The 12,413-nt window shown below is 73.9% G+C and carries 13 protein-coding genes; 4 read left to right on the plus strand and 9 right to left on the minus strand.

Translation table 11 applies throughout. The features are described from left to right. Positions 1 to 15: 15 nt before the first annotated feature. The 4 genes from QWY29_RS05875 (at position 16) to QWY29_RS05890 (ending at position 3,326) form a co-directional block, all read left to right on the plus strand. Positions 16 to 360: an ArsR/SmtB family transcription factor gene (locus QWY29_RS05875; RefSeq protein WP_300959763.1), complete on the plus strand. Its 345-nt coding sequence runs from the start codon at positions 16 to 18 to the stop codon at positions 358 to 360. Between the two features lie 425 nt (positions 361 to 785). Then, positions 786 to 2,135, plus strand: coding sequence for an HNH endonuclease signature motif containing protein (locus QWY29_RS05880; RefSeq protein WP_300959764.1), 1,350 nt, complete (start codon positions 786 to 788; stop codon positions 2,133 to 2,135). Between the two features lie 34 nt (positions 2,136 to 2,169). Continuing rightward, entirely contained in the window at positions 2,170 to 2,853 is a 684-nt protein-coding gene (locus tag QWY29_RS05885) for an endonuclease/exonuclease/phosphatase family protein (protein WP_300959765.1), read from the plus strand. Positions 2,854 to 2,894: 41 nt separating this feature from the next. Then, the gene (locus QWY29_RS05890; RefSeq protein ID WP_300959766.1) at positions 2,895 to 3,326 is read left to right on the plus strand and encodes a protein-tyrosine phosphatase family protein; all 432 of its coding nucleotides are present in this window, start codon (positions 2,895 to 2,897) and stop codon (positions 3,324 to 3,326) included. 5 nt (positions 3,327 to 3,331) lie between these two features. Here QWY29_RS05890 and QWY29_RS05895 read toward each other — a convergent pair whose 3' ends face one another. The 9 genes from QWY29_RS05895 to QWY29_RS05935 form a co-directional block, all read right to left on the minus strand. Continuing rightward, positions 3,332 to 3,637 (minus strand): AzlD domain-containing protein, encoded by a 306-nt coding sequence (locus QWY29_RS05895; RefSeq protein WP_300959767.1) that lies wholly within the window; start codon positions 3,635 to 3,637, stop codon positions 3,332 to 3,334. Beyond that, positions 3,634 to 4,284 carry an AzlC family ABC transporter permease gene (locus tag QWY29_RS05900; RefSeq protein ID WP_300959768.1) on the minus strand — a complete coding sequence of 217 codons (651 nt, stop codon included), beginning with the start codon at positions 4,282 to 4,284 and terminating at the stop codon, positions 3,634 to 3,636. The genes QWY29_RS05895 and QWY29_RS05900 overlap by 4 nt, the downstream gene beginning before the upstream one ends. A 68-nt stretch (positions 4,285 to 4,352) precedes the next feature. Continuing rightward, positions 4,353 to 4,754, minus strand: a complete 402-nt coding sequence (locus QWY29_RS05905) for a hypothetical protein (protein ID WP_300959769.1) — start codon at positions 4,752 to 4,754, stop codon at positions 4,353 to 4,355. Positions 4,755 to 4,764: 10 nt separating this feature from the next. Beyond that, positions 4,765 to 5,754 carry an acetylxylan esterase gene (locus QWY29_RS05910; RefSeq protein WP_300959770.1) on the minus strand — a complete coding sequence of 330 codons (990 nt, stop codon included), beginning with the start codon at positions 5,752 to 5,754 and terminating at the stop codon, positions 4,765 to 4,767. 19 nt (positions 5,755 to 5,773) lie between these two features. Further along, entirely contained in the window at positions 5,774 to 8,071 is a 2,298-nt protein-coding gene (locus QWY29_RS05915; RefSeq protein WP_300959771.1) for a glycoside hydrolase family 3 N-terminal domain-containing protein, read from the minus strand. Between the two features lie 13 nt (positions 8,072 to 8,084). Continuing rightward, a complete protein-coding gene (locus QWY29_RS05920) occupies positions 8,085 to 9,143 on the minus strand; it encodes a LacI family DNA-binding transcriptional regulator (RefSeq protein ID WP_300959772.1) in 1,059 nt (352 codons plus the stop codon). A gap of 11 nt (positions 9,144 to 9,154) precedes the next feature. Continuing rightward, positions 9,155 to 10,060, minus strand: a complete 906-nt coding sequence (locus tag QWY29_RS05925) for a carbohydrate ABC transporter permease (protein ID WP_300959773.1) — start codon at positions 10,058 to 10,060, stop codon at positions 9,155 to 9,157. A 22-nt stretch (positions 10,061 to 10,082) separates the two neighbouring features. Further along, complete coding sequence (locus QWY29_RS05930) at positions 10,083 to 11,081, minus strand: carbohydrate ABC transporter permease (RefSeq protein WP_300959774.1); 999 nt, start codon at positions 11,079 to 11,081, stop codon at positions 10,083 to 10,085. Between the two features lie 7 nt (positions 11,082 to 11,088). Continuing rightward, entirely contained in the window at positions 11,089 to 12,390 is a 1,302-nt protein-coding gene (locus tag QWY29_RS05935) for an ABC transporter substrate-binding protein (RefSeq protein ID WP_300959775.1), read from the minus strand. Between the last annotated feature and the right edge of the window lie 23 nt (positions 12,391 to 12,413).

Raw genomic sequence — 12,413 nt, forward strand, 5'->3', positions numbered from 1 at the left:
TGCCAGGCTGGGCCCATGCCGACCCCCACCCTCCCGGTCGCCGACGCGACCGCGTGCTGCTCGACCGTCACCGGCGGCGTGCTCGACGCCGACGAGGCCGGGCGGCTCGCACGGATGTTCAAGGCACTCGGCGACCCGACCCGGGTCCGCCTCCTCTCGCTGATCGCCGCGCAGCCCGAGCGCGAGGCGTGCATCTGCGACCTGACCGAGCCGGTCGGGCTCGCCCAGCCGACGGTCTCGCACCACATGAAGCAGCTGGTCGACGCCGGACTGGTCGTGCGCGAGCAGCGCGGGCGCTGGGCGTTCTACCGCGTCGTCGACGAGACGCTCGCCGCCCTCAGCGGCGCACTCGAGCCCTAGCTCCACGGTCGCCACGCTCCACAGGCCGCTCGGGGCGGGGGCCGCGGGGTCGACCATTGCCGACCTGGGTGGCGCTGAGGGCTGCGCGGGTGAGCTCGGTGAGGGTCTCGTCGTCGAAGTCGGTGACGGTGAAGTGATCGCCGTCGGTGACGACGAAGACCTGCTTGCACGCATGGTCGACACGTGACTTCAAGAGGAGGACCTCGCCGACGGGGATGACTCCTGGTGAGGCCACGTTCCTGGCGCGGACGTCCGCACGCAGACTGACAGGGACTGCTGGCGCAACCGTCATGTCGGGCGACGGCGGGGCGTTCGAGCCGGCTCCGGTCGGCGTTGGGTCGGGGCGACAGCGCTCCACAGGCCGGTGCTCCGCAGGCCCGTCACAGGTCGTTGTCATCGAACATGTGTTCGTATATCATGGACACATGTTCGCCCCCATCCTCGCCCCGGCGGCCGACCTGGCTGACGAGGCCGTCACGCCCGGTGCGCTGCTGGACCGGGTGCGCATGGCGAGGAGGACGGCGGACGCCGCCGAGGTGGAGCTGCTGCGGCTCGCCGTGGAGTGGGCCCACGCGCACCCCGTCCGGCCCGGCCAGGAGGCGTGGGGCGTCCCTGGCTCACCCGAGGCCTCCGGGACCGGCGACCCCGACGACCCCGACGCCGACGTCCCCGGCGACGAGCTCGCCGGGATTCCCCAGGTCCGCTGGGACGCACCAGCGGCGTTCGCCGCCGCAAACGCCATGACCACCGACGCCGGGCAGGCGCTGATCCGCGACGCCCTCACCCTGCGCCACCGCCTGCCAAGGACCTGGGCACGCACGCTGGCCGGCGACGTCACCGCCTGGCGGGCCCGTCGCATCGCCCAGGCCGTGCTCGGCCGCCCGGACGACGTGGCCACCCACGTCGACCAGCACGTGGCGCCCGTCGCCGGCTCGATCGGCGTGGTCCGGCTGGACCGCGTGGTCGACGAGGCGATGCTCCGGCTGTACGCCGAGGAGCGGGAGCTCAAGCAGCTCGCCGCACTCGACAAGCGTTTCGTCCGCCTCGACGAGCGGACCCTCAACCACACGGGGATCGCCGAGCTCGTCGTGCGGGGAGACTGGAAGGACCTCCACGACGTCGACCGCACCATCAGCCGGCTCGCCGCGGTCCTCGGCGAGGAGGGTCGCGCCGGCCACGGTCAGTCCCTCGACGTGCGCCGGTCGATGGCGGTCGGCGTCCTCGCCGACCCCGCGGCCGCCGACGAGATGTTGCGGGGTGGCCGACCGGCGCGACCGAGCAGCCGCACGGTGCTGTACCTCCACCTCACGGACGCCGGTCTCTGGGGCCTCGACCCCGTCGGCCGCAACCAGACCACCGGCCGCCCCGAGCTGGAGCAGGTCATCCGCTCCTGGTGCGGACGCGACGACACCCACCTGGTCGTCCAGCCGGTCATCGACCTCGCCGACCACGTGCACGCCGAGCAGTACGAGGTCCCGGACCGCCTCCGCAACCAGGTCGCCCTCCGCGAGCCGCAGTGCGTCTTCCCCTGGTGCACCCGGCCCGCCGCAGCCTGCGACTGCGACCACATCCACTCCCACGGCGACGGCGGCCCGACCTGCACCCACAACCTCGCCCCGCTGTGCCGGCGCCACCACCGACTGAAGACCCACGCCCGATGGCGGTACCGACCGCTCGACCCCGTCACCGACCCCGGCACCCACCTCTGGACCGATCCCCACGGTCGGCAGTACCTGCGCGGACCCACCGGGACCATCGAGATCGCGCCTTCCTGAGCGAGCGCGGGGCTCGACCCGCGAGATTGGCCCGGTGCGCATCGGAACCTGGAACCTCGCCGGACGTTGGGACGCGCGGCACCGCGCCTTGATGGATGCGATGGACTGCGACGTCCTGCTGCTCACGGAGGTGTCCGAGCGCCTGGACCTGCCGGGGCACGACATCCACCTCGGTGCGGGCTTGATGGCGGCCAGGCGTCGCTGGGCGGCTGTCGCGTCCCGGCTTCCGATGACGCCCCGGCCGAACCCTCACGGAGCCTCCGCCATGGTCGACCTGGGTGGGATGGCTGTCTGCTCCTCCATCCTCCCCTGGCGCTCCTGCGGCACCCGGGATCCCTGGGTCGGCGCCACGAGCGCCGAGCGGACCACCGCCGCGGTCGCGGCGGTCGAGGCCAGCGCCCCCTCCATCTGGGGCGGCGACTGGAACCACGCGTTGTCCGGCCGTGAGTGGACCGGTTCCGTCGCGGGGCGACGGTCCCTCCTCGCCGCCATCGAGCGTCTGGGCCTGCATGTGCCCACAGCCACCCTGCCCCACCAGATCGAAGACCTGCTCAGCATCGACCATGTCGCCGTCCCGACGTCGTGGACCGTCGTCGGCGCGGAACGCCACCGAGCCGTCGCCGCGGGCGCCCGGCTGTCAGACCACGACGCCTACGTCGTCGAGGCTCACGCACCCGGCACGACGGAGGACGGGAGCAGCACCCTCGGCGGGGGGTGAGGGACGTGAGCACGCACGTCCGGCCGGACTACCGTCGTGCCGTGGCAGCGGAGTGGGACCCGGCGAGCCCGGGAGTCCTGGTGCTGCCGAGCGGGCGTGCGGTGCGCGGCCGCTCGCTGGCGGCGCCGGTTGCTCCTGCCGAGCGGCCGGACTTCGGGCTGTACCTGTCTGAGCAGCCACCCACCGGGATTCCGTGGCCGTTCGCATGGATCCGCTGGCGCGACTTCCGGACGCCGAGCGATCCTGACGCGGCGGGCCAAGCGCTCCTCGAGGCGTGGCGCCGCTCGGCGGACGAGCGCGTCGAGGTCGCCTGCCGCGGCGGCCGAGGCCGGACCGGCACCGCCCTGGCATGCCTCGGCGTGCTCGACGGGGTGCCGGCGCACGACGCCGTCGGGTTCGTGCGCCGGGGCTACGACCGCCGAGCGGTGGAGACGCCCTGGCAACGGCGCTACGTCGCCCGGTTCCCGGGCTGACCAGGTCAGGTCAGGGCACGGACCCCGGCGGTCACGACCACGGCGGTGAGGACCACGACCAGCAGCGGCAGGCGGCGCCAGATCATCACGCCCGCGACGGCGACCCCGGCGGCGCTCGCGTCGACGTGCAGCCGCTGGCCCTCGCTGAGGGTCGAGGTGACCACGAGGGCGGCCAGCAGCACCGGCGGCAGCAGGGCGATCACCTTGACCGCGGTCGGTGGCAGCTCCCGGCCGCCCACCAGCACGGGGCCGAACGCCTTGATGAGCGCCGTCGTCACCGCGAGGGCGCCGATCATCAGCCAGGCGGTCATCGCGCCAGACCCACGAGCGCGGCGGTCCCGGCAGCGAGGACCGGCACCCCGGGCGGGGTGAACGGCACCAGGGCGAGCGCGATCAGCGCGCCGGCGAGCGCCACCCCGCGCGAGCGGGGATCGCGCAGCTCCGCGGCCAGCAGGGCCAGGAAGAAGACGGGAAACACCACGTCGAGGCCGAACCGGTCGGGGTCGCCCGCGACGTCCCCGAGGAACGCCCCGGCGACGGTGCCGGAGACCCAGCCGGCGTACTGCGGCACGGTCGCGCCCATCATCAGCTGCCGGTCGAACGAGCCGTCCCCCTGGTTGGCCAGCGCCCACGACGGGTCCACCACGGTCTGCCCCTGGAGGGCGCGCCGGCCCGGGCCGCCGCGGAGCGACGGGGCCACCGCGATGCCCATGGCGAGGAACCGGGCGTTCATCAGGCTGCCGGCCAGCACGCTCGGCACCAGGCCGCCACCGGCGCCCAGGATCGCCGTCGCGGCGAACTGCGCCGAGCCGGCGTGGACCACCGCCGACATCACGATCGCCTGGAGCGCGCTGAACCCGGCCTGCACCGCCAGCACGCCGAACGACATCGAGAGCAGGAACCCGACGAGCGAGAAGGGCACGCCCGCCCGCAGGCCCCGCCGGAACGATGCGTCCACCGGCCCAACCTATGGGCCGGCACCGGCCGGACCGGCCGGCTCGAGCAGGAGCGGGACCAGGAGCGGGATCAGAGGTGGTCGGGGACGATGAGCGCGTCGGGGTCCTGACGGGGCGGCAGGGCGGCGAGGGCGGCCTGGACGAGCGCGACGCGGCCCTTGACGACGAGCGCGCGGCGGACCCGGCCGGCCACGCCGCCGCCGAGCTTCTCCTCCACGACCCGGGTGACCTGCTCGTCGGTGTAGGTGGGGCGGGTGCCCGGCTCGACCTCGACGTCGGGCAGCGCGACGAGCACGGGGAGCACCTGGTCGCCGAGCGCGTCGAGGACGTGGAAGCGCTGCACCGTGGTCAGCGCCTGCCAGGCCTCGTCGACGTCGCGCCGGCCGCGTCGTACGTCCTTGTCCTGCGCGGCGAAGACGGTCTTGGCCGCGCCGGTCAGGGCTGCGGTCAGCTCGTGCTCGGTGAACCTCACTTGATCTGCCTCACGGGGCCAGTCTGTCCCCCAGCACCGACCGCAGCCACGCCACCTGCCGCACGGCGTGGTGCGCACCCCCGCCCTCGTGGTCGTTGAACGGGTAGACCTCGATCTCGGCTGGGCCGGCCCAGGCGTGGTACGCCGCGAACACCGTCGAGGGCGGGCAGGTGCGGTCGCGCAGGGCGACGGAGAACAACGCGGGCGCGGTCGCGCGGCGGGCGAGCACGGCGCCGTCGACGTGGGACAGCGTGGCGAACGCCCGGTCGACCCGGTCGCGGTGCGCGGCGAGGTAGCGGACCAGCTCGAGGTAGGGGTCGGTCTGCGCGACCGCCACCGCCCGCCGCACGTCGACGAGGAACGGCACGTCGACCATCGCGGCCGCCACGCGGTCCGGCGCGAGGGCGGCCACGGCGGTCGCCAGCGCGCCGCCCTGGCTCGCCCCGACCACCGCGACGCGGGAGGCGTCGACGAGCGGGTGGGCGCGCAGCACGTCGAGGGCGGCGACGGCGTCGGCGTACGCCCGGCGGTAGTAGTAGCCGCGCGGGTCCTCGATCCCGTTCGTCAGGAAGCCCGGCTGCGCGGCGCCGGACCCGGTCGGGTCGCCCGTCGCGCCGACGGACCAGCCGCTGCCCTGACCGCGGGTGTCGACGACGAGGTGGGCGCAGCCCGCCAGCGCCCACAGCACGTGCTCGTGCGGGAGGCCGCGGCCGCCGTTGTAGCCCTGGTACTGCACCACCCCCGGCAGCGGGCCGTCGCCGCGCAGCGCGGCCGGCGGCAGGTGCAGCCAGGCGTGGACGGGGACGTCGTCGTGCCCGGCCAGCTCCACCGCGGAGGTCTCGACGGCGAGCAGGCCCGTGTCGACCGAGGTGTACGCCGCGTGGGGACCGCGGGCGAGCTGCGGCGCGAGCGTCTCCGCCCAGAAGTCGTCGAGCCCCGGCGGCTCGGGCAGCACCGGCCGGTAGGCCTGCAGCTGCCCGAGCGGCCAGTCGGTCTCCACGGCGTCCCCGTCGCGCCGGTCAGCCGCGGGCGACGGTGACCGTCGGCTCGAGCACCCGGTCGTGGCCGACCTCGCGCACCGAGCCGGTCAGCCGCAGCTCGACGACCGAGCGGATGTCGGCGCTGGACGCACCGACCCGCAGCTCGACGGCGCCGGGCTCGACGAGCCGCACCAGGTCGCGCCCGGTGAACGACGTCAGGTCGGCGTGCAGCGCGAACCGCACCTCGGCCCGCTCGCCCGCCGCGAGGTCCACCCGCGCCGCGGCGACGAGCTGCTGCACCGGCCGGACCACCGACGCGGCCCGGTCGTGCAGGTAGACCTGCACGACCTCCGAGACGTCGGTGCCGGCCTCGTTGACGAGCGGGACGACCAGCTCGCAGGTGCCGTCGGTGGCCCACTCGGGGCCGGTCGGGGCGGCGGCGGCCCCCCAGGTCGCCGCCGCCCACGAGAGCCCGTGCCCGAAGGCGAACAGCGGCGTCGGGTCGACGACGCTGACCTCGCTGGCCTGACCCAGCGCCGAGGAGAGGTACGTCGACGGCTGGGTCGAGCCGGCGCCGGGGAAGGAGACCGGGAGCCGGCCGGACGGGGCGACCCGGCCGGCGAGCACGTCGGCGATCGCGGTCGCGCCCTCCTCGCCCGGGAAGAAGCCGCACACCAGCGCGGCCAACCGGTCGACCTGGCGGGTGAGGTCGTAGGGGCGACCGACGAGGAGCACCGCGACGACCGGGGTGCCGGTGGCGAGCAGCGCCTCGAGCAGCTCCTCCTGCCGGCCGGGCAGGGTCAGGTCGGCGACGTCGCAGCCCTCGCCGGAGGTGCCGTTGCCGAAGAGGCCCGCCCGGTCGCCGAGCACGACGACGCAGACGTCGGCGTCGGTGGCGACCGCGACGGCCTCGGTGATGTCGGCGTCGGAGCCGCCGAGGACGGGGCAGCCGAGCGCGGAGGTGACGTCGAAGGTCTCGGCGAGCGCCTCGCGGACGGTGCGGATCTCCAGGCCGGGCTCGGTGCCGGGGTGGTGCACGAGGACGTGCATCGGGAAGGAGTAGCAGCCGAGCATCGCCTCGGGGGTGTCGGCGCGGGGGCCGACGACGGCCAGCCGGGTGCCGGGGGCCAGCGGGAGGGCGTCGCCCTCGTTGGCCAGCAGCACGACCGAGCGGCGGGCGACCTCGAGGGCGAGCTCGCGGGACTCGGCGGGGTCGAGGTCCACGCCGTCGGGGCTGGGCTCGACCGGCTGCCAGCCCGGGTCGAGCAGGCCGAGCTCGCACTTCTGGCGCAGCACGCGCTCGAGCGCACGGTCGACGAGCTTCTCGTCGACCAGCCCGGCGCCGACGGCGGCGAGCAACGGCTCGCCGTACGCGTTGGTCGAGGGCAGCTCGACGTCGATGCCGGCGTCGAGCGCCAGCCGGGCGGCCTCGTCGATGCCCTCGGCGACGTGGTGCAGCGACTCGAGGAACGCGATGGAGAAGTAGTCGGCGACGACGGTGCCGTCGAAGCCGTAGGTCTCGCGCAGCAGCGTGGTGAGCAGCGCGCGGTCGGCGGCGGCGGGGACGCCGTCGGTGTCGGTGTAGGAGTTCATGACCGACCGGGCACCGGCCCGCAGCGCAATCTCGAACGGCGGCAGGATCACGTCGGCGAGCTCGCGGGGGCCGAGGCCGACCGGGGCGAGGTTGCGCGCGGCGCGGGAGGCGGAGTAGCCGGCGAAGTGCTTGAGCGTGGAGACCACGCCGGTGCTCTCCAGGCCGCGCACGTAGGCGCTGCCGATGGCGCCGACGAGGTAGGGGTCCTCGCCCATCGTCTCCTCGACCCGGCCCCACCGCAGGTCGCGGACCACGTCGAGCACGGGCGCGAGGCCCTGGTGGACGCCGAGGCCGCGCATGGTGGTGCCGATCTGCGCGCCCATTCGCTGCACGAGCGCCGGGTCGAAGGTCGCGGCCCAGCACAGCGGGTTGGGGAAGATCGTCGCTTGCCACGCGGCGAGGCCGGTCAGGCACTCCTCGTGGACCTGCGCGGGGATGCCGAACCGGTTGGCGGCGACCACCTGGCGCTGGCGCTCGGCCAGCGAGGCCAGGCCGGCGGCCGGCTCGACCGGGTCGGTACCGAAGGGACGGGTCAGCTGGCCGAGCCCGTCGCGGACGAGGTCCTCGAACTGCTGCCCGGCGGCGAGCGCTTCGCGCAGCATCGGCGCCATGTCGCCGACGTCGGGGTCGACCCCCCAGATGCCGGAGAGCTGGGCGACCTTCTCGGCCAGCGTCATCCGGCCCACCAGGTCCGCCACGCGGGCGTCGGTGGTGAGGGAGGTGTCCTGCCAGGGGTCGGTCACGGGACCGCTCCGTTCAGTCTCGGGAGGTCGACGGCGCCGCGGTGGAGCGGCGGGTGACCAGCGTGGTGGGGAGGGTGAGCTGCGTGGCGGCGGCCTCGTCGCCGTCGAGCAGCGAGAGCAGCAGCGCGACGGCGTCGTGGCCCATCCGGCGGATCGGCTGCTCGACGGTGGTCAGCGGCGGGTCGGAGAGCGCCGACTCCGGCACGTTGTCGAAGCCGATGACCGACAGGTCGCCGGGGACCTCGAGGCCGCGCTCGGCCGCGACCTCGAGCACCGCGAGGGCGGAGCGGTCGTTGGCGGCGAAGACCGCGGTCGGCGGGTCGGGCAGCGAGAGCAGGTGGTGCGCGGCGACCCGGGCCTGCTCGGCCTCGAACGCGCCGAGCGCCAGCAGGTCCTCGTCGACGACCAGCCCGGCGGCGGCGTGCGCCTCGCGGTAGCCGCGCTCACGCAGCTGCGCCGAGACCAGGTCGGGTCGACCGGTGACCATGCCGATCCGGGTGTGGCCCAGCCCGAGCAGGTGGTCCACGCCGAGCCGGGCGCCCTGCAGGTTGTCGCCGGCGACGGTCGGCAGGCTGGAGCGGCCGGTGTGCGGGTCGACCGCGACCACGGGGCCGTCGTACTGCACGTCGGTCACGGTCGGGGTCACCAGCACCGCGCCGTCGACGAGCGTGCCCATCACCCGGGAGAGGTAGCGCCGCTCCCAGCCGACGTGCTCGTCGACGCGGCCGCCGGCGGAGTAGGCGACCAGCTCGAAGCCCGAGCCGCGGATCGCGTCGGCCGCGCCCTTGAGCACCTCGGTGCTGAACGGCTCGAAGTCGGCCACGAGCACGCCGATGACGTTGGTGCGCCGGTTGCGCAGGCTCCGCGCGACCAGGCTCGCCTCGTAGCCCAGGCGCGTGATGACGCCCATGACGTGCTCGGAGGTCGCCGGGGACACGCCGTACCGGCCGTTGAGCACCTTGGAGACCGTCGAGACCGAGACCCCGGCCTCCGCGGCGACCTGCTGCATCGTGACCCGGCCGCCGCCGGGCGCGGGGAGACCGGTCGCGCCGGCCTGCTGGTCCAGGTCCACCTCGGAGCCCCTCATCCCTTCACCGCGCCCTGCAGGCCACTGACGATCCGGCGCTGCATCGCGAGGAAGAGCACCAGCGCGGGGATCATGGCGATCGTGGTGAACGCCAGGACGCCGGCGGTGTCCGCGGAGTACTGGGTCGAGTAGTCGGCCACACCCAGGGGCAGCGTACGCATGTCGTCCTGCAGGAGCAGGAGCGGCAGCAGGTAGGCGTTCCACGAGGCGACGAACGCGAGCACGCCCACCGTCACCAGTCCGGGCGCGACCAGCGGCAGCGCGATGTGGCGGAAGACGCCGATGCGCGAGGCGCCGTCGATGAACGCCGCCTCCTCCAGCTCGCGGGGCAGCGCCATGAGGAACGGGCGCAGGATCACCACGGTCGTCGGCAGCGCGAACGCCGCCTGCGGGAGCGCCACGCCCCACCAGGTGTTGCCGAGGCCGAGGTCGCGGGTGATGAGGATGAAGAGCGGGATGATCGCCACGGCCACCGGGAAGAGCAGGCCGAGCACGAAGACCATGAACAGCGGCTCGCGCAGCCGGAACTGGTAGCGCGCCAGCGGGTAGGCGGCCATCACGCCGGCGATCACCGCGATCGCGGTGGTGATGACGGCGATGACGGTCGAGTTGAGCGCGTAGCCCCAGAAGTCGGGGTTGGTCACGACCCGCTCGTAGTTGCCGGTCACCCATGGGTCGGGCAGGCCGGCGGGGTCGCGGATCAGCTGCTCGTTGCTGCGGAAGCCGCCGAGCGCGCCGTAGACGACCGGGCCGAGCGTGAGCGCCACGACGGCGAGCGCGAGGCCGTAGACGAGCGGCCCGCCGCCGCCGAAGGACGAGCCGCGCTGCCGGGGCGCGCGGCCACGGGGCGTACGAGGGTCGTCGGCGTCGGACACCGGACGCATCTCCTGCAGGGTGGTCATCGCTGGCCTTCCGTCGGCGCGGTCATCGCTGGTCCGCCGTGTCCCGGCGCAGCACCAGCACCTGGTAGAGCAGCGCCATCACGAACGCCACCACGAAGAGCACGACCGAGGCGGCGCCGGCGATGCCGTAGTTGCCGCGCTGGGTGCCCTGGCTGACCAGGTAGGTCGCCATCGTGGTCGTGGCGTTGGCGGGGCCGCCGCCGGTGAGGATCCACACCATGTCGAAGAGCTGCAGCGAGCCGATCATCGACAGGAACGCCCAGGTGCGGATGGTGGGGCCGAGCAGCGGGAGCGCGACGCTGCGCTGGGTCTGCCACCAGCTGGCGCCGTCGAGCTGCGCGGCCTCGTAGAGCTCGTCCGGCACGCCCTGGAGGCCGGCGAGGAAGAGCAGCACGGCCAGGCCGAGGTACTTCCAGGTGAGCACGACGAAGACCGTCCACAGGGCGAGGTCCGGCGTGCCGAGGAAGCCCTGGTCGGGCGGGGTGATGCCGACGGTCGTGAGGATCTCCTCGATGAGGCCGCTGCGCGGCTGGAGGAGCTGGAACCACACGACGCCGGCGATCACCTCGGCGAGCACGTAGGGCACGAACACGATCGTCCGCAGCAGCCCGCGGCCGCGGATGCGGCGGTTGAGCAGCACCGCGAGGAGCAGGCCGAGCGGCAGCTGCACCGCGATCGAGAGCCCGACGATCGTCAGGTTGTGGACGACCGCGTCGCGGAAGACGGTGTCGGTGAGCACCTGCTCGTAGTTGCGCAGGCCGACGAAGTCGTCCATCGGGCCGAAGCCCTTCCAGCGGAAGAACGACATCCGGACCGCGGAGACGACCGGCCAGACGACGAACATCGCCATCAGGGTCAGCGCCGGGGTCACGAACAGCGCGATCTCGAGCCGTTGCCGCCACCGCGAGCTGCCCGGAGGGGCGCCCGGCACCGAGGGGTGCCGGGCGCCGTCGTCCTCGGAGGCCCCTCCGGTGGGCGCTGCTGCCGGGGTGGCCGCGACGGCGGCACCGGTCGAGGTCACGTGCTGCTCACTTCTCCTGGTCGGCGGCCTGCTGGGTGGCGTCCACGACGTCCTGGGCCGAGGCCTGTCCGGCGAACTGCAGCGCGATCGCGTCGTTCATCGCACCACCGACGGACGGGCCGAAGAGGGTGTCGAAGAACAGCGCGACGTACGCCGCCTCGTCACGCACCTGCACGAGGTCGGCCAGCGCCGGGTCGGACAGCGAGTCGATAGCGGCCGGGTTGGTCGGCAGACCCATGTCGTTCTCGGCGAAGCCCTGCTGGACCTCGTCGGAGAAGAGGTACTTCACGAAGTCCACGGCCACGTCGGGCGCGGTCTCGGCGACCGCCCAGGCGTCACCGCCGCCGAGCTGGCCGGCCGGGTCGCCCCCGCCGCCCTCGACCTGCGGGAACGGGAACCAGCCGGTCCGCTCGCCCAGGCCCTTGCCGTCGTCGGTCAGGCCCTGCATGACGCCGGGCTCCCAGTGGCCCTGGAGCTCCATGGCCACCTTGCCGGTCGCGAGCAGGCCGGACGCGGAGCTCGCGCCCTCCTGACCGGGGGTGGTGAGGAAGCCGGGGTTGAACGGCTCGGTCTCGATGACCTGCTCGACGGTCTCGCCGGCCCGGAGGAAGCAGGGGTCGGAGAAGTCCATGCTCTCCATCGAGGCGTCGAGGACGTCCTTGGAGCAGGCGCGCACGGCGCTGAAGTACCAGTAGTGCGCGGCCGGCCACTTGTCGCCGGCGCCCACGGAGATCGGGGCCCAGTCGGCGCCGACGTCCTTGAGCTGGTCGATGACGTCGACGAGCTCGGACATGGTCTCCGGCGTCTTCTCGATGCCGGCCTGCTCGAAGTAGTCCTTGTTGTACCAAAAACCGTCGACGCCGACGGAGTACGGGATCGCGTAGGTCTTGCCGTCGACCTGCCAGCCGGCGAGCGAGCCCTCGGCGATCTTCGCGATCTCCTCGGAGGCGTCCTCGGTGAGGTCGCGGGTCAGCCCGGCCTCGACGTGGTCGGCGAGCTCGCCGCCGCCGCGCTCCATGTAGACGTCCGGGACGTCACCGCTCTGGAAGCCGGCGGCGAGCTTGTCGACCATGTCCTGGTGCGCCATGGCGGTGACCTTGACGTCGACGCCCGGGTTGTCCGCCTCGAAGTCCTTTGCGACCTGCTCGTAGTAGCCCTTGCCGGGCTCGTTGTTCGAGTTGTGCCACCAGGTGATGGTGTTGGCGTCTCCGCCGGACGACGAGTCGTCGCCGCCTCCGCACGCGCCGGCGGCTGTCAGCACGCCCACGCACAGCACGGCCAGCGCCGCGCTCCGTGTCCTCTTCGCCATCGAAACCCCTCTTGTCCGCCCCA

The sequence above is a fragment of the Nocardioides abyssi genome (assembly GCF_030412915.1).
Taxonomy (GTDB): Bacteria; Actinomycetota; Actinomycetes; order Propionibacteriales; family Nocardioidaceae; genus Nocardioides; species Nocardioides abyssi.